This is a genomic window from Anaerotruncus rubiinfantis (assembly GCF_900078395.1).
Lineage (GTDB): Bacteria > Bacillota > Clostridia > Oscillospirales > Ruminococcaceae > Anaerotruncus > Anaerotruncus rubiinfantis.
On the sequence record NZ_FKLA01000009.1, the window covers coordinates 2,120,395 to 2,144,490 of the forward strand.

Sequence of the window (24,096 nt, forward strand, 5' to 3'; positions counted from 1 at the left end):
ATCTTTTCGCCTTTCTGTCCGCTTTCAACAAAAAAAGAAAAAAAACGACTGTCCACTACCGGAGTGGATCCTCCGGGAAACATATTCCGCACCGTGCAAGGCATAGATATAGACCGAAGTAACAGATGGAAGTGATTCGATTGAAAATCCTTGACAAGATTATTTTCCCGCTCGCGCTCGCACTGGTCGTTTCGATCGCCGGGCTCGCGGTGCGCATTGCTGTCCCAACCGCCGCTCAGCCGCAGCCGGAAGGGATCGAGCTGCCGGTCGCAATGTATCACCATATTCTGAAAGAGGAAGCGCGCCTCAATAAATATACCATCTCCCCCGATGAATTCCGCAGCGATATGCAGTATCTCAAGGACAGCGGCTACACGCCAATCGTCATACAGGACCTTCTCAACTATGTGCAGGACGGCGTCCCGCTGCCTGAAAAGCCGGTGATGATCACCTTCGACGACGGATACGAAAGCTTCCATGAATATGCCTTCCCCATCTTAAAGGAATTTGGCTTCAAATCGGTCTTTTCAGTCGTGGGAACCCTCGCCGACCAGTACAGCGAGGTCGACGACCACCACATCCGTTATTCCCACTGCACCTGGAACCAGCTCGGCCTTCTGCATGAAAGCGGCCTTGTCGAAATCCAGAATCATTCTTACAACCTGCATATAAACGACAAGGGCCGCCACGGCTCCAAAATGAAATCGGGAGAAAGCGCGCTGACCTACCAGAATATGCTGTTGGAGGACCTTGGCAGGCTTCAGGCTGAATGCGCCGAACATCTCGACGGCTACCAGCCGTCCTGCTTCACCTATCCGTTTGGGCAGATCAGCAAGGAGGCGCTCCCCGTTATTAAGCAGCTGGGTTTTAAAGCCGCCCTCACCTGCGAGGAAAAGCTCAATTACATCACCGGCGACCCGGAACAGCTTTACCACCTGCGCCGGTTCAACCGGCCGCACGGCACCTCAATCCAGACGATTTTCGAAAAAGCACAGGGAAAATGACCCTTGTTTTATGCCGCCCGTGCTGGTATAATAAGTCATAAGCAACATCAATTTGACCCGACCCCAAGGGAGCAAACCGCGGAGGAGGGCTGCAAAACAGAATCGAGATTGACCTGCGCGCAGAGGGTTCGACCCGAACACAAAGGCGGATAGAATCGGTTTTTTCGACGTACCGCGCCTTTTTGCGCGGTACGTCTTTTATTTTAATTTTGAAAGGAAGCAAAAAGATGGAAACCAGGATTGCACTTATAGGCATCATTGTGGAAGACATGGATGCCGTCGGGCGGCTCAACGCCATCCTGCACGATTATAACCAATACATTGTCGGACGGATGGGCATCCCCTACCACCAGAAGTGCGTCAGCATCATCAGCGTGGTGATCGACGCTCCAAACGACGTCATCAGCTCGCTCTCCGGCAAGCTGGGGATGGTCCCCGGCGTCAACATTAAAACGGTCTATTCGAAGCTTTCCACCGGAAAGGATGGCACAGCTTGCGGGAACTGATCGACCGGCTCGAAGCCGAGCGCACCCTGCCACCCGGGGACTTTGTCCGGCTGCTCACCGGCTTTGACCGGCAGCTTTGCGACTACCTCTTTGAAAAATCCCGCCGCGCCGCGCGGGAGCGCTTCGGGAACCGGGTGTATATCCGCGGGCTGATCGAGTTCACCAACCACTGCAAATGTGATTGCCTATACTGCGGTATCCGGCGCAGCAACCAAAAAGCCCGGCGTTACCGGCTCACCCTGCCGGAAATCCTTTCCTGCTGCGAAAACGGCTACGCGCTCGGGTTTCGCACTTTTGTGCTGCAGGGCGGCGAGGACCCGTATTTCACCGACGAACGACTCTGTGAAATCGTACGGCAGATGAAACGCTCCTGGCCGGACTGCGCCGTAACTCTTTCCGTGGGGGAAAAAACCGAAAGAAGCTACCATCTGCTGCGGGAAGCGGGCGCCGACCGATATCTGCTGCGGCATGAAACCGCTGATCCGGAACATTTCGCGCGCCTGCACCCGCCCACGCAGACGCTCACAAGCCGTATGGCCTGCCTTAACACTCTCAAACAACTTGGCTTTCAAACCGGCGCCGGATTTATGGTCGGCTCGCCCTGGCAGACGCCGGAAACCCTTGCCGCGGATCTGCGGTTCCTGCACGATTTTGACCCGCAGATGGTGGGAATCGGGCCGTTCATTCCGCACGCGGACACGCCTTTCAAAGATTTCCCTACTGGCGGGCTGGAGCTGACGCTGTTTCTGCTCGGGCTCGTGCGGCTGATGCTTCCGGACGTGCTGCTTCCCGCCACCACGGCGCTCGCCACCATCGCTTTGGACGGGCGTGAACGTGGGATTCTCGCCGGTGCGAATGTGGTGATGCCAAACCTCTCTCCCACCGGCGTACGCGAAAAATACACCTTATATAACGGCAAGCTCTGCACCGGCGATGAAGCGGCTGAAAGCCGCGCCCGACTGCAGGCGAAGATGGAGTCCATCGGCTACACCCTCACCGCCGAGCGCGGCGATTACCGGCGTCTGAACAGCCCGGAATCCTGATGGCAAAGCGCACGCTGCTCCAAAGGGATTCCCCGCCTGCGATAGAGAAAAATGATATGATAGGAGTCCTGCACCATGTACAATCCGAAGTCGAAGATCGCGACCGAATTTATCGACGATACTGAGATCAAGGAAACCCTCGCCTACGCGGAAAAAAACAAGGATAACTTCCCGCTGATCGACGAAATCCTCACGAAAGCCGCCACCCTCAGGGGCCTTTCCCACCGGGAGGCCGCCGTGCTGCTCGAATGCGACGACCCGGCCTACCTCCAGAAGATTTTCTCCCTTGCAATGGACATCAAGGAGAAAAATTACGGCAACCGCATCGTGATGTTCGCGCCGCTCTACCTTTCCAACTACTGCGTCAACGAATGCCGCTACTGCCCATACCACCATCACAACAAGCACATCGCCCGCAAGCAGCTTTCGCAGGAGGACATTGTCCGCGAAGTCACCGCTTTGCAGGACATGGGGCATAAACGCCTCGCACTTGAAACCGGCGAAGATCCGGTCAACTGCCCGATCGAATATGTGCTCGAAAGCATCAAAACCATCTACAGCGTCAAGCACAAAAACGGCTCGATCCGCCGGGTGAATGTGAATATCGCCGCGACCACCGTCGAAAACTACAAAAAACTCAAGGACGCGGGCATCGGAACCTATATCCTCTTCCAGGAGACCTATAACAGGGAGAGCTATGAATACCTGCATCCGGCGGGCCCAAAGAGCAACTATGCCTACCACACCGAAGCGATGGACCGCGCGATGCAGGCGGGCATCGACGACGTGGGCTGCGGGGTGCTGTTCGGCCTCAATCTTTATAAATACGACTTTGTAGGCCTTCTGATGCACGCAGAGCATCTGGAGGCGGTGTTCGGCGTGGGGCCGCATACCATCAGCGTCCCGCGCGTGCGCACCGCCGATGACATCGATCCGGACGAATTCAATAACGCCATCTCGGATGAGATTTTTCAGAAAATTGTGGCCGTCCTGCGTGTGGCGGTCCCCTACACCGGCATGATCATCTCCACCCGTGAATCCCAGACCACCCGGGAAAAGGTCCTGCATCTTGGCATTTCGCAGATCTCCGGCGCGTCCCGCACCAGTGTCGGCGGCTATGCCGAAAAGGAGGAGGAGAACTCCGCCCAGTTCGACGTCAGCGACAACCGCACCCTCGACGAGGTTGTCTCCTGGCTGATGGATCTGGGGCACATCCCGAGCTTCTGCACCGCCTGCTACCGCGAAGGCCGCACCGGGGACCGGTTCATGAGCCTTGTGAAAACGCAGCAGATCGGCAACTGCTGCCAGCCCAACGCGCTGATGACCCTCAAGGAATATCTGATGGACTATGCCTCGCCCGAGACCCGCGCAAAAGGCGAAAAAATGATCGCCCAGACCATCCCGCTCATCCCGAACGAGAAAGTGCGCCGCCTTACGGCAGAGCGCCTCGCTGACATCGAAATTGGAAAACGGGATTTTCGGTTTTAAAAAGATGCAAAAAGCCCCGCCGCATTATGCGGCGGGGCTTTCCTATTCCTATCAGTTCACGCTTTTCCGGCGCAGCCGAGCACTTCATTGATCTTGTGCGCGACCATCTCCCGCACCGCGTCGCGGGCCGGGGTCAGGTACTGGCGCGGATCGAAGTGATCCGGATGCTCCGCCATGTGTTTGCGGATCGCAGCGGTCATCGCAAGGCGGATGTCCGAGTCGATGTTGATTTTGCAGACGGCGGAACGCGCCGCATCCCGCAGCATCTCCTCCGGGATGCCGATGGCGTCCGGCATCTTGCCGCCGAACTGATTGACAATCGCAACCTGGTCCTGCATGACCGAGGAAGCGCCGTGCAGCACGATTGGGAAGCCCGGCAGACGGCGGGAAACCTCTTCGAGGATATCAAAACGCAGCTGCGGTTTCTGGCCGGGTTTGAACTTATATGCGCCGTGGCTGGTGCCAATGGCGATGGCAAGCGAGTCAACGCCGGTCTTGGAAACGAATTCCTCGACTTCGGCCGGGTTCGTGTAGGAGGCGTCCTCCGCGCTCACGTTGACCGCGTCCTCGATTCCGGCAAGCTTCCCAAGCTCCGCCTCGACGACCACGCCGCGGGCATGCGCGTAATCGACCACCCTTTTGGTGACCTCTATATTCTCCTGGAAGCTGCGGGAGCTGCCGTCAATCATAACCGAGGTGAAACCGCCGTCAATGCAGGATTTGCAGGTTTCAAAATCCGGGCCGTGATCCAGATGCAGGGCGATCGGGATGTCACCGCTGTCCGCAACAGCCGCTTCCACCAGCTTGATCAGGTAAACGTGCTTTGCGTACTTACGCGCCCCAGCGGATACCTGCAGGATAACCGGCGCTTTCAATTCGGAAGCAGCTTCGGTGATCCCCTGGACGATTTCCATGTTGTTGACGTTGAACGCGCCAACTGCATAACCGCCATCATAGGCTTTTTTGAACATCTCGGTAGTAGTTACCAACGGCATGTAAACACAACTCCTTTTCCTCATTCGGGTTACTATTCTGTGACCGTTTTGATTATAACATTTTCACGGGAAAATACAAGCTGATTTGGTCACTTTTGCTCAATTGTTCCGAAAAGTCCGGATTCCATCCCAAAGATGCGTTGTAAATGCACAAAAAGCCCGGCGCCAAAACCTTTGTTTTGGCGCCGGGCCGGAAAGGGAACCTGTTTATTCGTAGCGCAGCGCCTCGATCGGATCAAGTTTTGCCGCTTTGTTCGCCGGATAATACCCGAAGAACACGCCGATTCCCATTGAAAAAGCCACCGCGACCAGCACGATCGAAAGCGAAGGCCAGCCCGGCGCGCCGAGCGCGACCGAACCCAGCCGGCCGAGCGTCGTGCCGAGCAGCACGCCGATCGCCCCGCCGATGAGGCAGATGATCATCGATTCGACGATAAACTGCACGCGGATGGCGCTGTTTTTCGCGCCGAGCGCCTTTCTGGTGCCGATTTCCCGGGTGCGTTCGGTGACCGAGACAAGCATGATGTTCATGACGCCGATTCCGCCAACCAACAGCGAAATCGCCGCGATCACCGAGATGGCCAGCTTCATGGTATCCATCATGGAGGTCATGCTGCCGATCATGCTGTCCATATTTTCCGCGAAGACCTCCACGTACTTGTTGCCGCGGTAGAAAGCCTTGTTAAAGAATGCTTCGCTTCGCTGTGCGAAGTCCTCCACGTCCACACCGGGTTTTGCCTTGACTTGGATACCGTAGTAGTTCTCAATCGTATCGCTCGCGCCGCCGTCCAGAGCGATCTGCTTGGCCACTCCGGTGGGCACAATCACCAGATTGTTGGTATCCCCCACCATCCCCGCCATCATACCCGTGACCTCATAATGATAGAGGCCCACAATAGTGAAAGTGTAAAGCCCCTGGGAGGCGCGCACCTTGATCTCCTGACCAAGCGCCTGCTGTTGGGGGACGCCGGGGAAGAGCTTCTCCGCCATCTTTTCCGAGATGACCGCCACCTGTTTGTCGCCGCTGACCTCCCGTTCGGAGATATCATGCCCGGCAACGATTTCAATGTTCTGAATGCCAAGGGCGTTCGCGTTGATGCCAAGCATATTGATATCTTCCTGTTTGCGGCCCACCTGAACCTGCCCGGGGCCGACATTCACGGTGGCGCCCCAGACGTCAATTTCATCTCCGAACTGTTCGTTGTAGATTGCAAGCATTTCGTCGCTGATGTAATCTTCCTTTTCGTACTGGCGGTTCCAGTTGGTATTGCCGTTTTCATCCGGCTTATCAGTGATCCTGAGCTGAAAGCTGTTCGCGCCCATGTCCGCAAAAACACTGGTGACCGACGCTGTCATCGAATCACCCACTGTGACGATCGTGATGACCGACGAGATGCCGATGATGATGCCCAGCATGGTTAAGAGCGCGCGCATCTTATTTGACCGCAGGCCGTTGACGGCGAGCTGGATGTTTTCCCTCAGGTTAAGCATGCACCGCACCTCCCTGCCGCACACCGGTAATCTGCCCGTCGCTGATGGTGACGATCCGCTCGGTTTCCGCGGCCAGCTCCGGGTTATGGGTAATGAGCACGATCGTCTTGCCCTGTTCCTGATGCAGCCGGTGGAAAAGATCCATGACCAGCCGTCCGGTTTCACTGTCAAGCGCGCCGGTCGGTTCGTCCGCGAGGATGATCGACGGGTCGTTTGCCATGGCGCGTGCAATCGCCACACGCTGTTTCTGACCGCCGGAAAGCTCGTTTGGCTGGTGTTTCATCCGGTCGGCCATCCCCACCTGCTCAAGCAGCTCTTTAGCGCGCGCGTTGCGCCTGCCCGCCGGGACACCCGCATAGAGCATCGGCAGCGCGACATTTGAAAGCGCGCTGGTGCGCGGGATGAGGTTAAAGGTCTGAAAAACGAACCCGATTTTGCAGTTTCGGATTTCAGAAAGCATATCGTCCGGGACATCCCGCATCGGGACGCCATCGAGGGTATAATCGCCCAGCGTAGGGCGGTCAAGCGCGCCGACGATGTTCATCAGTGTCGACTTGCCTGAGCCGGACTGCCCCACGATCGAGACAAATTCCCCTTTGCGCACCGTGAGGTCGATGCCCTTCAGAATGGTGAGCTCATTCGGCTGGCCGATGTAAAAGCGCTTAATGATTCCGCGCATGTCAATAATCGGACGCTGCGCGGCGTTTTGCTTCATGTCACTCATCCGGCCACAGCCACCCCATTCATCGCCGCCATGCCTGCCGGCAGCGGCCTTACTTCGGTTCCGTCGGTGATACCGGCGGGGCTTGAAATAATCGGCATGCCGTCGGTGAGCTCCGGTGCGGAAATTTCAAGGTAAAAGTCGGTCTCCATCCCCGCCTGTACCGGGATGGATTTGGCGATGGTCCGGCCTTCCCCGTCGGTCGTAGTGGTATAAACGACCTCCTGCCCTTCCTGGTTTGTTGCAACCGCCTCGAACGGCACGGCATAGACGCCCGCCTTTTCAGCCGCGATCACATTGAGACGCACATTCATGCCGACACGCAGGCCGGAATCCTGTGACAACAGCGAAACGTCGGTTTCAAACTCGACCGAACTGCTGTCGCTTTTGGTCGAGCCGTCCTCTGCCTTGACCGCGGCCGGATAGATCTTCTGCACTTCGCCGTCAAAGACCTGTTCCCCGGTCGCATCCGCTTTGATTTCGGTTTTCATGCCTTCCTTTACGGTTGCCACATCATATTCCTTGACAAAGGTCTTGACGACCAGGCTGTCGGTATTCTCGATGACAAACAACAGCGAACCACTCGCGGGCGCGCCTTCTTTGGCGTAGACCGCGGTGACCGTACCGGAAATCGGCGCGACGACGGTCGATTCGGCAAGATCCTTCTGCAGCTGCTTCAATTCGAGCTGGCTGACCGTCTGATCCGCTTCAAGTTCGCTGCCCTTGATGCTGTCCTCATAGCTGTCGAGGCTCTGGTTCACCGAATTCTCGATGGAGTTTTTGCTGGCGAGCGCGTTTTCATACGCGATCCGCGCGCGGCGGTAGGACCGGCGCTCGGCGGAAAGCTCGTCGACCGCGCCCTCCGCGTTAAGCAGCACCCGGCGCGCTTCGTCATAAGCGTCCTCTTTGGCTTTGAGCGCATCGTTGAGGTCCTTCTTCTCCTCGTCGGTCGCGTCTGGGTCTTTGAGCGCATTGTTATATGCCTTTTCCGCGTCATCGCGCTCCCGCTCCGCCTTGTAGAAGGCTTTTTCCGCCTTGGTCAGGTCATCGTCCGCGCTGGTATGTAGATCCTCGGCGTCATTATACTCACTGCGCGCATCGTTCAGCTCCTGCTGCGCGTTGCGCAGGGCGTTTTCCGCCGCGAGCAGTTCCGCGTCAAGCCCGGTATCGATATTATTCTGGGCGTTTTCCAGCTTTTTGCGGTTGACTTCAATGTTATGTTCATTGAGTTTCGCGGCCTGGGCGATCGACGCCTGCTGCTTTGCAATGGAAAGCTCGAGGTCCTCGGTGTCAAACTGCGCGAGCACATCGCCCGCTTCCACCCAGTCCCCCACCTTGACGTTCACGGTCTGGATGAGGCCTCCGCCGCTCACCTTGGAATATACCTTGGCGGAATCGGCGCTTTCGATCGTGCCGGAAAGGCTGATCTGGTTGACGAGATCGGTCTTTTCCAGTGTGGTGGTGGAAATTGGCAGCGCCGTATCCTTCGGCCCAAAAACCTGAAAGGCTCCAAACCCGCCCACAACCACAAGAATCACCGCCAGGATAATCCATTTCTTTTTGGGCTTTTTACGGGTAAACCGGCTGATCTCCTGCTGGATTTGAACATCCGGCTCAGGCAGCAGGTCGATTGCGGTCTCCTGCCCCTCGGCCTGAGGTTTTTTGTCGGTAGTCTCCGTCATCTTGTTCGCTCCTTTATTCGCATAATGCGATATTTCTCCTTGGTGTCACACCGACTATCATACAGTCGGAATATGAACTGGATTTTAATAAACAGAACAGCTGGGTGAAAAAAATGTGTGGAAATGTATGGCTTTGCCGTCGCATTGTAAAGATACACCTTCCACCAGCTGGAAAGTCAAGGCTTTCCGGCCTCTCCAAACAAAAAAACGAGCATGCACCCCATTCAACTTCAAATTTGGCAAAAAAAGATGGAACGGCCTGCAACTACATCTCGCAAACCGTTCCAATCTATAGGGGGGTGAGGGTGTGAAGATATCTTTTACGTGGCTTTCACAGCCGCCTCATATTTACAACTTTATAGTCTCAATATACCATACTTGCCAGGTGTGTGCAACCGCAATTCCCACCCTCCCTGCAAAATTGAAGAAATCATGCAGAAACGAGCGCCTTCCATGGCAAAAATGCCATGGAAGGCGCTCGAAACACCGTTTTGATAGCAATCTGCGTCAATCATCTTCCTGATTCCTGCGATAAAGCCATACGCCGAGCGTAATGCCGCCCGCCGCCAGCGCGGCCGCTGCCACTACAAGCACCGCAAACAACCCAAATCGTTTGGAATCCATCGGTTCGCCGCCAACCGGCCGCGCTCCGGAGGACTCCTCCGAGGAGGAATCCTCATCCTCTTCCGCCTTGATCACAATATCCGGTTCCTCCTCTTCGGAATCTTCCGGCTCGCTCATGGGCTCCTCTTTTGACGAAGCGGAGCTCGTCGAAGAGGACGGCGTCCACGTCGGGGCGGCGGGCGTCCAGGCTGAAGGAGGCGTCCAGGCCGTCGAAGAGGAAATCACCGGCGCGTAGTTGCCGGAGCTGCTCGCCTTGCTGCTACTGCTGCTTTTTGAACTGGAGGAAGATTTCGAGGAGGAGCTGGACGAATCATAAAGCGAAGCCAGCGTCTTCATCGTATAGCTGTCACGGGAGGAAGGGATGCGGTCGATGTCCCGTCCATAGATGGTGATTGTCTCCCCGTTGGAACGGCGCAGCACCAGCGTAACCGAGCGGCCTTCCAGCTCGCGCAGGACATCCGCCGCCATCGAGGTGCGCGACCCAACGCTGACCCGCACGGTATCTCCACGGTCCGCATCGCTGATGCGGTCGATCACATCCTCCCAAAATTCGGAAACCTCATAATCGTCGTCATCGTCATCATCGTCATCATCGTCGTCATCCGAATCGTCCACCATAAACCGGAAGGTTGTCATTGTTGTGGCGGTGAATTCCGCATAATAATAGCTGCCGCTGCGGTAGATCGAAACGCCAAGTTCATCCCCGCCGCTGGTGCGTACATAATAGTCCTCCGAACGGTCAAAGCCACTGGGCAGCGCGACCTTCAGCCGGACCGGCGTGCGGGCGGTCACATATGAACTTCCATCCCACAGGCGCGCCGTGAATTGCAGCTTGGCCTTCCCGGAAGGACTCTGCTGGGAAATTTCGACCGTGGCGGTACCATAGCTGAGCTGGGAAGCCATTGCCGCGCCGTAAGCATAATTATCCGCATCGTCCGGCATTCTTCTGCTTGAAGAGAAGGAGGTGTCGTAGGAGACACGAACGCGTTCCCGCACCCCATGCACATTGGCATACAGGTTGCCGAGCCGGGTGACCGCAGTGGCGTTCAGCCGCTTCTTTTCGGACGCGCTCATGTTGCGAACCGCCCTAACGATCTCATCGATCGTATCCATATCGTTCGCCGCAACCGCATTGTCCGCCATCCACTGGTTGATCTGCGATGCGGTCGGCGTACCGACGGAGGATTTTTTTGTGATCTTGGTGCTGGAATTGTTCACGGTCAGCGGGAATTGATTTTTAAGCGTATAGTTTACCGCTGCCGCGCTGTCGAGCGAAGCCGATGTGAGCGTCGCAGTTACCTGCGTGTCCTGAAACGCCGATCCGGCGCTGCTGAAATGCCCGCTCACGGCACCAAGCCGCAAAGTATCCCCGCCGGCCATATTGTTAAAGCTGTAGCTGAGATGCGAAAGCGAAAGGGAGGTTGTGCCGTCATAGGGCTTGCTCGCCGAAAGCAGGTTGAGCGTAACCTCCCGCTTAACGATCTCAAAACTCCCGCTCTGCAAACTAATGACATAATTGGGATAACTGCCATTCAATTTGAACGGATAAGTTTTCACCGTATTCCCGCTTTCGCGGGTCAGAAGCCCGCTTCCCAGTTCGGCTTCAGCCTTTGCCAGCAGATCGGCGGACAGGTCCGCCGACACGCTGTAGCCATATGCCGCAGGGTCTGCGTCCCCGTATGTTTTCTTCTGGTTCGCGTTTGGCGTGACAGTCACCGGCAGCGCTTGAACTTCGTAGTTTTTCCCCACAAAATCGACCGTATAATTGGCATTTGCCGCAAAACCGTCCTTCGTGATGGCATAGCTTCCAGCGCCCGGCCCGACGCTGCACGAAAGATTGCCCAGTTCCTTCTTGACCGCGGCCGCATCGTATCCAGCCGAGACCGAAACGTCGTATTCCACAGGGATCGTTTCCGCCGCAGTACTGCCCGGCACATAGTAACGCCACTGACCCTCTTTCGGCGTCACCGTAACCGGCAGCGCGTTGATTGTGAACTGCGCGGCGGAGATGGAGATATCGTAGTTCGGGTTCCCCGCATTCGTCACCGTGCCGAGCCCGATCGGATAACTCCCCGCATTTTCGCCCGCAGCGCGCGAAAGGCTTCCGGTCAGAACGTTCCCCAGGTCGGCGCCGTCCGAATTGCGCAGGACACGGAAGGTGAGCGCCGGATCAGGGTCCGGTGTCCCAGGACGGTAGGTCTTGGCAAGGCCGGCGGTGGGCGACACCGTGATAGGCAGCCGCGAAATTGTGAAATTCACGCCACTGGTAAAATGGATCGTGTAATCCTCGGAGACGGTCAGGCTTCCTTGCTCGATTGCATAGTTGCCCGCATTTTCCCCCGGGTCGCGGGAAAGTGTACCGGTAAACTGAGGCGCTTGTGGCATTCCCTCCGCGACCGAATAGTCATACGTCAGCGCCGGGTCTGTGGCGCCGTAAACCTTTCCCTGTCCGCTTTTCGGTGTGACGGTGACCGTCCGCTTGGCCACATCAACCGAAACGCTGACTGTCAGATTCGTATATTCCGTATCGGCCGGAGTCGTCGTCGGTCTAAAGGTCGCCTGATAGGTGTGTGTGCCCGCGTCCGGTTTGGCGGTCTTGTCGGTGTCCGACCAACTGAAGGACCCCGCAACCGTCTCGCTTCCGGCTTTGGCGGTGCCGGTCAGCTTTGATTCCGAAAGCGCCTGTCCGTAGGTGATCCCCGACGCCTGCATATTTTCGTAGCTCAGCGCAATACTGGTCGTCACCGGAGTAGAGTTCGCCGGCACCCCTTCCGATGATCCCAAATCCGCCGATGAACTGCTGCCTGGCAGAATCGGGTCCTCCTGTGCAAAAACGCTCATTCCGGACAGCGCCACTGTCAAAACGGCGGTTAAAATAAGCAGCCAGAAAAGCGGCCGGTTTGCATTTTTCATACTGAATCCCCCTTAAAAACAGGTTCCTTCCTATATATATGTATCTGCTTTTCAAACTCTGGTTGGACAAATCCGAAGATCTGCTTAAAATTTGGGCAGATACTTGGAAATGCCCATAGAAACGCCGTGGATATTTCCTATAATAATAGTAACAGAATTTCTGAAATTTACTTCACAATTTTCATAAAATAACAAAATCTCAGGGATTGTCTGCCTGATACTTACATTTTACTCCTATATATCGTCAAATTCAACAGCATATCCTTGGAAAAACTGCCATTTTGCACCTCAGCCCTTTTAAAGTTGCAAAAATCCGTGTTAAGATTGCGTTAATAAAAAGTTATCATAAAATTTCCATATGTTCACTATTTTTTCTTGATATTATCAAAAACTTATAGTACAATATAGCTGTTGTCTTAAAATTTTGACCGGTTTTTACAGCGGAATCGCATAAAAATTGGAGGTTATTTTTATATTTAATCCCAATTTTTTGTTGAGAAATTATTATTCTTCGTCTAAAAATAATCAATCGCTTATATTGATTGTTTACCAGAATTGTTATACAATATTATTCAATAGGTCTAAAACCGGGTAACTTTATTTGACCCAAATAGGAACTATTATATAAATTTTATAGGAATTGGTGGTGAGAAAATGGAGCAAGAGACCATCCGGGCTGTCCGGGAGGCTGAACTTGAAGCCGAGCAGATCGAGAAAGCTGCTACGCAAGAGCGCAAAAACATTCTGGCAAAGGCGCAGGCGGAGGCTTCGCAGACGATTTCGCAGATGACCGCCGAGGCAAAAGCCAGGGCGGCCGCGGCGCTTGACGCGGCCCGCGAAAACAGCAAGTCCCTGCAGACCGATGCAGTGGCTGCTTCCAAACAGGAAATCGCGGAACTTCACGAGCGCGCGAAGGCCAAGGCTGGCGAGGTCCGCAATCTGATCCTGACCGAACTGATCTAGCGCGTTCCCCCATTCCACCAAAAAGGAGGCATCCGTTCTATGGCGGTGCTGCAGATGCAACGCATCAGCATATGCGCGCTGAAAAAAGACCGCAAAAAAATTCTGGATACCCTGCAGCGGTGCGGCGTGGTCGAGATTTCAGATCTCTCTGCGCAGGACCCCGGTTTTGAAAAAGTGGATACGTCCGCTTCAAAATCGCAGTTTGAAAAAGCGATCACCGCTGCAAATCAGGCGCTTGAAGTGCTCGATACCTACAATCCGGTAAAAAGCTCCATGCTTTCCTCCCTGGAGGGTAGAAAACCGGTGTCCGCTGCGGATTATCAGAGCTTTGAATCCAAATATGAGCAGGTGCTCAATCAGGCGCAGACTCTGACGGCCCTCTCCCGAAAGATTGCCGAAAACAAGGCCGAAATCCTGAAATTGCAGGCACAGCTCGATTCGCTTGAGCCCTGGATGGGGCTGGGCGTTTCAATGCGCTTCGACGGCACCCGCTCCACCGCGGGCTTTGTTGGATCTTTCTCCGACGACCTCCCGCTCGAAGCCATCTACGCGGGGCTGGCCGAAAACGCCCCCAACGCCGGCGCGGTGAATGTGGACATCATCAGCCACAGCGCCGACCAGACCTGCGTGCTGATCCTCTGCGCGCGTCCGGACGGCCCGGCTGTGGAAGCCGCGCTGCGCACAATGGGTTTTGTCCGTCCCGCTTCCCCTTCCAAACTCTCCCCGGCGGAACATAAAAAGGAGATCGAAGCCGCGCTCGAAGCCGCGCTGACGATCATCGACGCCGCGGAGGAAAATATCCGCGAATTCTTCGGCGCTCGCGACGACCTGCGTTTCCTCATCGATTACTGCAACATCAGAATCGAAAAGTATGACGCGGTTGGCCGCTCGATGCAGTCGAAATCCACCTTCTTCCTTACCGGCTACATCCCGCAGGTCGAAGCGGCCGCGCTGGTGCCGAAGCTCGAAAACAGCTACGACATCTGCGTTTCGATATCCGATCCCGGCGAGGATGAGGATGTCCCGGTGCTTCTGAAAAACAACGGCTTCGCCAAACCGGTTGAAAGCGTCGTGGAATCCTATGCGCTGCCAACCAAGGGCGAAATCGACCCGACCATGATTGTTGCCTGTTTCTATTATCTGATGTTCGGGCTCATGTTCTCCGACACCGGCTACGGCGCGATGGTCACGCTCGGCTGCGGGTTTGTCCTGTGGAAGTTTAAGAACATGGAGGACGGAATGCGCAACATGATGAAAATGTTCCTCTACTGTGGAATCTCCACCATGTTCTGGGGCATCATGTTCTCCAGCTACTTCGGCGATGTGGTCGACGTGATTGGGCGGGTTTTCTTCGGGGTCGATATCACCATCCCGCCGCTCTGGTTCATCCCGCTCAATGAACCGATGCGCCTGCTCGTTTTCTGTATGGGGCTTGGCGTCATCCACCTGTTCATCGGCCTGGGCATTCAGCTTTACCAGCATCTCAAAGCGAAGCGCTACTATGAAGCTGTTACCAAGGTCGTCTTCTGGTACATGCTCGTCGGCGGCGGTATCCTGCTGCTGCTTTCAACCGACATGATCGCAAATATCCTCCAGGTCCAGAAGCTGCCCGCCACAGTGGGAACCGTTTCGACCTGGGTCACGATTATCGGCGCGGTCGGCATCACCCTCACGAACGGCGACTCGAAAAACCCGGTCGTCAAATTCATCCAGGGCCTTTACGAGCTGTACGGCGTGACCAGCTACCTGAGCGATGTACTTTCCTACTCCCGCCTGCTGGCGCTGGGACTCGCAACCGGTGTTGTGGGCACCGTCATCAACCAGATGGGTTCCATGATGGGCGGCAGCCTCGTGGGCGCGATCGTGTTTATCCTGGTGTTCTGTTTCGGGCACCTTTTAAACTTCGGCATCGAGCTTCTGGGCGCATATGTGCATACCAACCGTCTCCAGTATGTCGAGTTCTTCGGTAAATTTTATGAGGGTGGCGGACGGAAGTTTGACCCGTTCGCAGTGCATACAAAATATTACAAAATCAAGGAGGACACCCATAATGTCTAGTATCTTCTCGAACCTCGGTATCGCATTCGCAATTCTCGGAGCCGCGCTCGCGGCCGGTTTCGCCGGCGCCGGAAGCGCGGTCGGCACCGGTATTGCCGGCCAGGCGGCCGCTGGCGTCGTCACCGGAGACCCCAGTAAATTCTCCAAGGTCCTGATCCTTCAGCTGCTCCCCGGCACCCAGGGCATCTACGGCCTGCTGATCGCATTTATCTGCCTGTCAAACGCGGGCGTCATCGGCACCCCGGTTGAGATCTCCACCGCAAAGGGCATTATGTATATGTGCGCCTGCCTGCCGATGGCGATCGCCGGTTATCAGAGCGCCTGCTACCAGGGCCGCGCTTCGGTCGGTTCGATCAACCTCGTTGCGAAAAAGCCGGACCAGTTTGGTAAAGCGATGATCTTCCCGGCAATGGTCGAAACCTACGCGATCCTCGCGCTGCTCATCTCCCTGCTGTCCATCAACGGCGTTGCTGGCATGAACATTTAATGGCGGATGATGACCGTACTTATTTTAGTTAGGAGAACTCTGCTATGACAGGACTCGAAAAAATCTTAAAGCAGATTCACGACGAAGCCCAGCAGAAGGCGGACGAGGTCATCGCGCAGGCCAAAACCGAAGCGGCCCAGATCGTTGAGAATGCCAAAGCGGAAGCGAAGATCCAGTGCGGCTATATCGACGAGCAGTCCGAAACGGCGGTGCAGAACTACATTGCTTCCACCAAATCCGCCGCCGACCTTGCGCGTCGGCGCGCGATCCTCACCGCAAAGCAGGAGATCATCGGCGCGGCCATCGCGGACGCGCAGCAGTCGATCTATTCCCTGCCGGATGCGGACTACTTCGCCCTGATTCTGAAAATGGCCGGAAAATTTGCGCTCGCGCAGGACGGCGAGATCCTTTTCTCCCCCCGCGACTTGGCGCGCCTGCCCGCCGGCTTTGCGGAAAGCCTTGGCAAGGTGATTTCGGGCGAAAAGCTCACCATTTCCAAAGAGACCCGCGACATTGACGGCGGTTTCGTGCTGGTGTACGGCGGCATCGAGGAAAACTGCTCGATCGAAGCCCTCTTCTACGCCGCGCGCGAAGACCTGCAGGATAAGGTACAGGAGCTCCTCTTTGCATAAGATGCGCGTAATCCCAGATAAAGGAGGTTTAAGCAATGTCTTCTGATTTGTCATATATCTATGCGGTTGCGCGCATCCGCTCCAATGAACTGACCCTCTTTTCCAGCCAGACGATCGAACAGCTCCTTGCGACCAAAAGCTACAGCGAATGCATGCGTCTGCTCATGGACAAAGGCTGGGGCGACCTTGCGGTCGCGAACCCCACCGCTGAAGAGCTGCTCGCGATGGAACGGGAAAAGACTTGGGAAGTGATCCGCGAAGTGGTAGACGACATGTCGGTGTTCGACGTGTTCCTCTACGCGAACGACTACCACAATCTCAAAGCGGCCATCAAGCAGGTCTGTACCGGCGACGAGGATTTCGGCATCTACATGAAAAACGGCACGGTGGATGTGGACCTGATCCTCACCTGCCTGCGCGACCGGAATTTCGCCATGCTGCCTGAAGGCATGCGCGCCGCGGCCGAAGAGGGCTACAACGCGCTCGCTCGCACCCATGACGGCCAGCTGTGCGACATCATCATCGACCGCGCGGCGCTCGAAGCGATTTACAAAGCGGGCAAGGATTCGGAAAACGAGCTGATCCGCAAGTATGCCGAGATGACCGTCGTGGCGGCGGATGTGAAGATCGCGGTGCGTTGCCACCGCACCGGCAAACCCCTCGAATTCATCCGCCGGGCACTGTGCCCATGCGACAGTCTCGATGTAACCCGCCTCGCGCGCGCCGCGATGGAAGGGGTTGATTCGATCGGCAATTGCCTTTCCTCAACCGAATTTGCCGCAGGCGCCCCGATCCTGGAGCAGTCCTCTGCGGCGTTTGAGCGGTACTGTGACAACGCGATCATCGAGATGATCCAGTCGCAGCAGTATGTGGCCCACGGCGTCGGCCCGCTGGCCGCCTATATCCTTGGCCGTGAAAACGAGATCAAAACAGTTCGGATCATCCTTTCGGGCAAGCTCAACGGCCTGCCGGACAGCGTGGTCCGGGAAAGGGTAAGGGATATGTATGTATAAAGTAGCAGTCATCGGGGATCGCGACAGCATCTATGGCTTCGCGGCGCTCGGACTGGATACCTATCCCGTCACCGAGCCCGACCAGGCAGCCAGGCAGCTCAAGGACCTCGCGGAAGGCGAATACGCCGTGATTTATATCACCGAAGCGCTCGCCGAGGCCCTTGCGGAACAGCTGGAAATATACCGCAGCGCTCCCCTCCCCGCAATCATACCCATCCCCGGCGTTTCCGGAAATACCGGGATGGGTATCCGAAATGTGAAAAAATCGGTGGAGCAGGCAGTTGGCTCCGACATCATTTTCAATAATGATAACTAAGTGTAAGCAGGTGAGTTGAAAAAATGAGCAAAGGTACGATAAAAAAGGTCGCCGGCCCGCTGGTTATCGCTGAAGGGATGCGCGACGCCAACATGTTTGACGTTGTGCGCGTCAGTGACCAGCGCCTGATCGGTGAAATCATCGAGATTCACGGAGACCAGGCTTCCGTCCAGGTCTATGAGGAGACCTCCGGCCTCGGCCCGGGCGAACCGGTAGAATCCACCGGCGCCCCGATGAGCGTCGAACTTGGACCAGGACTGATCCAGAGCATCTACGACGGCATTCAGCGCCCGCTGGACGCCATCATGGAAGCGACCGGGCACAACAACCTCGAGCGCGGCATCGAAGTCCCCTCCCTGAACCGCGAAAATAAATGGCATTTTGTTCCGTCCGTCAAGGCGGGCGACGCGGTTGAGGCCGGCGATATCATTGGCGCCGTCCAGGAGACCAAGATCGTCCTGCATAAGATCATGGTCCCTTATGGCATCTCCGGAAAGATCAAGACCATCAGCGAGGGTGATTACACCGTCGTCGACGTGGTTGCAACAGTCGAAACCGATTCCGGCGAAGAAAAGTCCCTCACCCTGATGCAGCGCTGGCCGGTCCGCCGCGGCAGGCCGTATGCAGAAAAACTCCCGCCCGATATGCCGCTTGTCACCGGCCAGCGTGTCATCGACGCCCTGTTCCCGATCGCCAAGGGCGGCGTCGCGGCTGTCCCGGGCCCGTTCGGTTCCGGCAAGACGGTCGTCCAGCACCAGCTGGCGAAATGGGCAGAAGCGGATATCGTCGTCTACATCGGCTGCGGTGAGCGCGGTAACGAGATGACCGACGTTCTGAACGAATTCCCCGAGCTGAAAGACCCAAAAACCGGTTACTCCCTGATGGAGCGCACCGTGCTGATCGCGAATACCTCGGATATGCCGGTTGCGGCGCGTGAGGCTTCGATCTACACCGGCATCACCATCGCGGAATATTTCCGCGACATGGGCTACTCGGTCGCGCTGATGGCCGACTCGACCTCCCGCTGGGCGGAAGCGCTGCGCGAGATGTCCGGCCGCCTCGAAGAGATGCCCGGCGAGGAAGGTTACCCCGCTTATCTCGGAAGCCGTCTGGCGCAGTTCTATGAGCGCGCGGGCCGCGTGCACACCCTTGGCAGGGAGGGCCGCGAGGGCGCCCTGTCGGTCATCGGCGCGGTTTCCCCGGCCGGCGGCGATATCTCCGAGCCGGTCACCCAGGCGACGCTGCGTATCGTCAAGGTCTTCTGGAGCCTCGACTCCGACCTGGCGTATCAGCGCCATTTCCCCGCGATCAACTGGCTGACCAGTTATTCGCTCTATTCCGACAACACCTCTGTCTGGTTTAACGCAAATGTCCATCCGGACTGGTCCGACCTGCGCGCGCGCCTCATGCGGATGCTGCAGGACGAGGCCGAGCTCGACGAGATTGTCAAGCTGGTCGGTATGGACGCGCTCTCCGCGCCCGACCGTCTGAAGCTTGAGACGGCCCGTTCGATCCGTGAGGACTTCCTGCATCAGAACGCCTTCCACGAGACGGATACCTACACGCCGCTCGAGAAACAGTACCTGATGATGAAGCTTGTGCTCGAATTCTATGACACCACCCTCGACGCGCTCAAAAAAGGTGCTTCGATTGACGCACTGGTCAAACTGCCAGTGCGCGAGCGGATCGGCCGTTTCAAATACATCGAGGACGATAAAGTCCAGGCAGAGTACGAGCAGATCAAAAAGACTTTGTCCGATGAAGCCGCAGCGCTTCTCGCGCAGAAGGAGGAAGACTAATGCCCAAGGAATACAGGACAATCCAGGAGGTTGCGGGTCCTCTGATGCTGGTGCGTGGCGTTGAAGGCGTCACCTACGACGAACTCGGTGAGATCGAACTCGCTTCCGGCGAGAAACGCCGCTGCAAGGTGCTGGAGATCGATGGCAGCAATGCGCTGGTTCAGCTGTTCGAATCCTCCACTGGTATCAACCTTTCCAATTCCCGCGTGCGGTTTCTCGGCCGCACGATGGAGCTGGGCGTTTCTGAAGATATGCTTTCCCGCGTATTTGACGGACTCGGCCGTCCGATCGATAACGGCCCGGAAATCCTGCCGGAAAAACGCATGGACATCAACGGCCTGCCGATGAACCCGACCGCCCGCAATTACCCGCAGGAGTTCATCCAGACCGGCGTTTCGGCCATCGACGGCCTGAACACCCTGGTCCGCGGCCAAAAGCTGCCGATCTTCTCGGCGTCCGGCCTGCCGCACGCGAACCTCGCCGCGCAGATCGCGCGCCAGGCGAAGGTGCGCGGCACCACCGAACCGTTCGCGGTCGTCTTTGCCGCGATGGGCATCACCTTCGAGGAATCGAACTTCTTCATCAACTCGTTTAGGGAAACCGGCGCGCTCGACCGCACGGTACTCTTCATCAACCTCGCAAACGACCCGGCTGTCGAACGTATCGCAACCCCGCGTATGGCGCTGACCGCCGCTGAATTTCTCGCCTTTGAAAAGGGCATGCACGTGCTGGTCATCCTCACCGACATCACCAACTACGCCGACGCGCTGCGTGAGGTTTCCGCGGCCCGCAAGGAAGTCCCCGGACGCCGCGGCTACCCTGGCTACATGTACACCGACCTCGCGTCGATCTACGAGCGCGCCGGACGCCAGCGCGGCAGGAACGGCTCAATCACCATGATCCCGATTCTGACGATGCCGGAGGACGACAAAACCCACCCAATCCCAGACCTCACCGGTTACATCACCGAAGGTCAGATCATCCTCTCCCGTGACCTGTACCGCAAGGGCGTCACCCCGCCGATCGACGTGCTGCCTTCCCTCTCGAGGCTTAAGGACAAGGGCATCGGCGAAGGCAAAACCCGCGCCGACCATTCGAACGTCTTAAATCAGCTGTTTGCGGCGTACGCGCGCGGCAAGGACGCGAAGGAACTCATGGTCATCCTTGGCGAAGCGGCTCTGACCGACATCGACCTGCTCTATGCGAAGTTTGCCGACGCGTTTGAGCGCCACTTCGTCTCGCAGGGCTACACCGCCAACCGCGACATTGAAGAGACCCTGCGGATCGGCTGGCAGCTGCTTTCGATCCTGCCGAGAAGTGAGCTCAAACGTATCAAGGACGAATTCCTCGACGAGCATTACGGCAAATACGGCGATATCCTTGCAGAGGAAGAAGCCTGATGACGCCGCGATTCAATTTATGGGAAAGGGGTGATTGACCCTTGGCATCTACCCATGTAAATCCAACGCGTATGGAGCTGACCCGCCTCAAAAAGAAGCTGTCTACCGCTCGCCGCGGCCACAAGCTGCTCAAGGATAAGCGCGACGAATTGATGCGGCAGTTTTTGGATCTCGTCCGGGAAAATAAAGCGCTGCGCGAAAAGGTTGAGGCAGGTATTGCCGCCGCAAATAAAAACTTCGTGCTTGCGCGCGCGGGGATGGACGACGAGGTGCTCAACGTTGCCCTGATGGCTCCGATGCAGGAGGTCTTTTTGGAGGCTTCCCAAAAGAACGTCATGAGCGTTGAGATCCCCGTGTTCGAATATAAGACCCGCTCCTCCGACGCGAACAACATCTATTCCTACGGTTTTGCGTTCACCTCCTCCGATCTGGACGACGCGGTCAAATCCTTGGCCGATGTCCTGCCCGACATGCTGCGGCTGGCCGAATGCGAAAAATCCTGTCAGCTGATGGCGGCTGAGATCGAAAAGACCCGCCGTCGCGTCAACGCGCTCGAGCATGTTATGATCCCGGAGACACAGGAGAACATCAAGTACATCACGATGAAGCTGGATGAGAACGAGCGTTCCACTCAGATCCGCCTGATGAAGGTCAAGGACATGATGCTACAGGAAGCGCACCACTACAAGGAGCGCGAACAAGGCTGGTCCGAATAGAATCCATACCACTGTTGGGGCCGCCCGTCGGGCGGCCCTTTTTTTGCGCATTCTCGGTTTGTTCACAATTTATACTTGATTTTTTGGCAGGAATCGGGTATATTTAAGTTAGCACTCGATATATTTGAGTGCTAACTTCTTGTTTGTCATTATTTCAGATTGAAAGGGATGCTTGTTCATCATGAGAACCAAACAGTTCAAGGCCGAATCGAAGCGTTTGCTCGACCTGATGATCAACTCGATTTACACCCACAAGGAGATTTTCCTGCGGGAGCTGATCTCCAACGCCAGCGACGCGATCGACAAGCTCTATTACCATTCGCTTTCGGACGGTGCGACCGGTCTTTCCCGCGGAGATTTCGCAATCAGCCTTGCGGTCGACAAGGACGCACGCACGCTGACCATCACCGACAACGGCTGCGGCATGACCAAAGACGAGCTCGAGCAGAACCTCGGCACCATCGCCAAGAGCGGTTCGCTCGCCTTTAAGCAGGAGAATGAACAGAAGGAGGATGTCGACATCATCGGACAGTTCGGCGTCGGTTTCTATTCCGCTTTCATGGTTTCGGACGATGTGACGGTCGAAAGCCGCGCCTTCGGTTCGGAGGAAGCCTGGAAATGGGAAAGCCACGGGGTCGAGGGCTACACGATTGAGGAATGCGCAAAACCGGACCATGGCACCGTGATCACCCTGCACATCAAACCAAACTCCGAAGAGGAAAACTACGACGAGTTTCTCGACAGCCACCGGATCTCCGCTCTGGTGAAAAAATATTCCGACTACATCCGCTACCCCATCAAAATGGATATGGAAGCTTCCCGTCTCAAGGAGGGCTGCCCTGAGGAAAAGCCGGAATATGAGACCTATACGGTCAATGAAACGCTCAACAGCATGGTTCCCATCTGGAAAAAGCAAAAATCCGAGGTCACCGACGAGGATTACAACAATTTCTACAAAGAGAAATTCTTCGACTACCAGGACCCGCTGCGCGTCATCCACTCGAGCACCGAAGGCTCCGCCACCTACAACGCCCTGCTGTTTATTCCGGCGCGCGCGCCGTTTAATTACTACAGCCGCGATTATGAAAAGGGGCTGCAGCTCTACGCTTCCGGCGTCCTGATCATGGACAAATGCGCCGACTTGCTTCCCGACTGCTTTAGCTTTGTCAAAGGCCTGGTCGATTCGCAGGACCTTTCGCTCAACATCTCCCGTGAGATGCTTCAGCACGACCGGCAGCTTAAACTCATCGCCGGGCGGCTCGAAAAGAAGATCCACTCCGAACTGCTCGCAATGCTTGAAAACGACCGTGACAAATACGAAGCGTTTTATAAAAACTTTGGCTTGCAGCTCAAATATGGCGTCTACAGCGATTACGGCGCAAAGAAGGAGCTTCTGCAGGATTTGTTGATGTTCTACTCCTCACAGGAGAAGAAGCCTGTCACCCTGCATGAATACGTCAGCCGGATGCCGGAGGATCAGAAATACATCTATTACGCCTGCGGTGAAACAATCGAAAAGATCGATCTTCTTCCGCAGACCGAACGCATCCGCGACGCTGGACGCGAAATCCTCTATCTGACCGACGACATTGATGAGTTCGCGCTCAAGATGCTCTTCAAATTTGAGGACAAGGAGTTTCGTTCGGTTTCGGACAGCGACCTCGGCCTTGAAAACGAGGAGGAAAAGGAGGAGCTCAAGAAGCTTGGCGAAGAGAACAAGGGACTCCTTGACACGCTCTCTTCCGCGCTCTCCGGCAAGGTTGCGTCGGTGCGCCTGTCTGGAAAGCTCAAGAGCCACCCTGTCTGCATTTCAAGTGAAGGCGCGCTTTCGCTCGAGATGGAAAAGGTGCTCAATTCAATGCCAAACAGCACCCCGGACAATGCTCCTGTCAAGGCGCAGCGGATTTTGGAGGTAAACGCCGCGCACCCGGTCTTTGCGGCACTACAGGCGCTTTCCAAAGACGGCAATGAAGAGAAACTCAAGCAGTATGCGGGGCTTCTTTATAATCAGGCGATGCTGATCGAAGGGATGCCGATCGAGGACCCGGTCGCTTTTTCGAACGCCATCTGCGACCTGATGTCTCATTAAGACTAAAAATTTTCCATCAATTGCGGATCGCCGGGGTTTAGCCCCGGCCCGCGCTTCCCAAAGCGTGGACGCTGTTATATTTGCTAAAAATGCAGGAGTGCACGCCGCGCCCCTGCATTTTCTTGTATAACATGTGAAAAACCCATTGACAAAAAC

Annotated in this window: 19 protein-coding genes; 14 read left to right on the forward strand and 5 right to left on the reverse strand. The window is 56.2% G+C overall.

Annotated features, from left to right (window positions below):
- Positions 1–131 precede the first annotated feature (131 nt).
- The 4 genes from BN4275_RS15665 to hydG all read left to right on the forward strand — a co-directional run bounded on the left by BN4275_RS15665 (position 132) and on the right by hydG (position 4,041).
- On the forward strand, positions 132–1,004 hold the full coding sequence (locus BN4275_RS15665) for a polysaccharide deacetylase family protein (RefSeq protein WP_242863734.1): 873 nt from the start codon (positions 132–134) through the stop codon (positions 1,002–1,004).
- 227 nt (positions 1,005–1,231) lie between these two features.
- Positions 1,232–1,510 (forward strand): TM1266 family iron-only hydrogenase system putative regulator, encoded by a 279-nt coding sequence (locus BN4275_RS15670; RefSeq protein ID WP_066459963.1) that lies wholly within the window; start codon positions 1,232–1,234, stop codon positions 1,508–1,510.
- A complete protein-coding gene (gene hydE, locus BN4275_RS15675) occupies positions 1,498–2,553 on the forward strand; it encodes a [FeFe] hydrogenase H-cluster radical SAM maturase HydE (RefSeq protein ID WP_066459964.1) in 1,056 nt (351 codons plus the stop codon). The genes BN4275_RS15670 and hydE overlap by 13 nt, the downstream gene beginning before the upstream one ends.
- Before the next feature lie 75 nt (positions 2,554–2,628).
- Complete coding sequence (gene hydG / locus BN4275_RS15680) at positions 2,629–4,041, forward strand: [FeFe] hydrogenase H-cluster radical SAM maturase HydG (protein ID WP_066459965.1); 1,413 nt, start codon at positions 2,629–2,631, stop codon at positions 4,039–4,041.
- Positions 4,042–4,097: 56 nt separating this feature from the next.
- On the opposite strand, the gene fba is transcribed toward hydG, so the two are convergent.
- The 5 genes from fba to BN4275_RS15705 all read right to left on the reverse strand — a co-directional run bounded on the left by fba (position 4,098) and on the right by BN4275_RS15705 (position 12,467).
- A complete protein-coding gene (fba, locus tag BN4275_RS15685; RefSeq protein ID WP_066459966.1) occupies positions 4,098–5,036 on the reverse strand; it encodes a class II fructose-1,6-bisphosphate aldolase in 939 nt (312 codons plus the stop codon).
- Positions 5,037–5,243: 207 nt separating this feature from the next.
- Positions 5,244–6,527 (reverse strand): ABC transporter permease, encoded by a 1,284-nt coding sequence (locus BN4275_RS15690; protein ID WP_066459967.1) that lies wholly within the window; start codon positions 6,525–6,527, stop codon positions 5,244–5,246.
- Positions 6,520–7,251 (reverse strand): ABC transporter ATP-binding protein, encoded by a 732-nt coding sequence (locus tag BN4275_RS15695; protein ID WP_278276527.1) that lies wholly within the window; start codon positions 7,249–7,251, stop codon positions 6,520–6,522. Before BN4275_RS15695 ends, BN4275_RS15690 begins: the two co-directional genes overlap by 8 nt.
- Positions 7,248–8,930: an efflux RND transporter periplasmic adaptor subunit gene (locus BN4275_RS15700; RefSeq protein WP_066459969.1), complete on the reverse strand. Its 1,683-nt coding sequence runs from the start codon at positions 8,928–8,930 to the stop codon at positions 7,248–7,250. Before BN4275_RS15700 ends, BN4275_RS15695 begins: the two co-directional genes overlap by 4 nt.
- Before the next feature lie 507 nt (positions 8,931–9,437).
- Positions 9,438–12,467, reverse strand: a complete 3,030-nt coding sequence (locus BN4275_RS15705) for an MBG domain-containing protein (protein WP_066459970.1) — start codon at positions 12,465–12,467, stop codon at positions 9,438–9,440.
- A gap of 654 nt (positions 12,468–13,121) precedes the next feature.
- Here BN4275_RS15705 and BN4275_RS15710 point away from each other — a divergent pair.
- From BN4275_RS15710 to htpG, 10 genes are all read left to right on the forward strand, one after another.
- Entirely contained in the window at positions 13,122–13,430 is a 309-nt protein-coding gene (locus tag BN4275_RS15710; protein ID WP_066459971.1) for a hypothetical protein, read from the forward strand.
- Between the two features lie 39 nt (positions 13,431–13,469).
- Positions 13,470–15,488: a V-type ATP synthase subunit I gene (locus BN4275_RS15715; RefSeq protein WP_066459972.1), complete on the forward strand. Its 2,019-nt coding sequence runs from the start codon at positions 13,470–13,472 to the stop codon at positions 15,486–15,488.
- Complete coding sequence (locus tag BN4275_RS15720) at positions 15,481–15,975, forward strand: V-type ATP synthase subunit K (protein WP_066459973.1); 495 nt, start codon at positions 15,481–15,483, stop codon at positions 15,973–15,975. Before BN4275_RS15715 ends, BN4275_RS15720 begins: the two co-directional genes overlap by 8 nt.
- A gap of 44 nt (positions 15,976–16,019) precedes the next feature.
- Positions 16,020–16,607, forward strand: coding sequence for a V-type ATP synthase subunit E (locus BN4275_RS15725; RefSeq protein WP_066459974.1), 588 nt, complete (start codon positions 16,020–16,022; stop codon positions 16,605–16,607).
- A 35-nt stretch (positions 16,608–16,642) separates the two neighbouring features.
- Positions 16,643–17,620 carry a V-type ATPase subunit gene (locus BN4275_RS15730; RefSeq protein WP_066459975.1) on the forward strand — a complete coding sequence of 326 codons (978 nt, stop codon included), beginning with the start codon at positions 16,643–16,645 and terminating at the stop codon, positions 17,618–17,620.
- Positions 17,613–17,936: a V-type ATP synthase subunit F gene (locus BN4275_RS15735; RefSeq protein WP_066459976.1), complete on the forward strand. Its 324-nt coding sequence runs from the start codon at positions 17,613–17,615 to the stop codon at positions 17,934–17,936. The genes BN4275_RS15730 and BN4275_RS15735 overlap by 8 nt, the downstream gene beginning before the upstream one ends.
- A gap of 23 nt (positions 17,937–17,959) precedes the next feature.
- The gene (locus tag BN4275_RS15740; RefSeq protein WP_066459977.1) at positions 17,960–19,735 is read left to right on the forward strand and encodes a V-type ATP synthase subunit A; all 1,776 of its coding nucleotides are present in this window, start codon (positions 17,960–17,962) and stop codon (positions 19,733–19,735) included.
- Positions 19,735–21,135, forward strand: a complete 1,401-nt coding sequence (locus BN4275_RS15745; RefSeq protein ID WP_066459978.1) for a V-type ATP synthase subunit B — start codon at positions 19,735–19,737, stop codon at positions 21,133–21,135. Before BN4275_RS15740 ends, BN4275_RS15745 begins: the two co-directional genes overlap by 1 nt.
- A 41-nt stretch (positions 21,136–21,176) precedes the next feature.
- A complete protein-coding gene (locus tag BN4275_RS15750) occupies positions 21,177–21,851 on the forward strand; it encodes a V-type ATP synthase subunit D (protein ID WP_066459979.1) in 675 nt (224 codons plus the stop codon).
- Between the two features lie 181 nt (positions 21,852–22,032).
- On the forward strand, positions 22,033–23,940 hold the full coding sequence (gene htpG, locus BN4275_RS15755; protein ID WP_066459980.1) for a molecular chaperone HtpG: 1,908 nt from the start codon (positions 22,033–22,035) through the stop codon (positions 23,938–23,940).
- Positions 23,941–24,096: the final 156 nt, after the last annotated feature.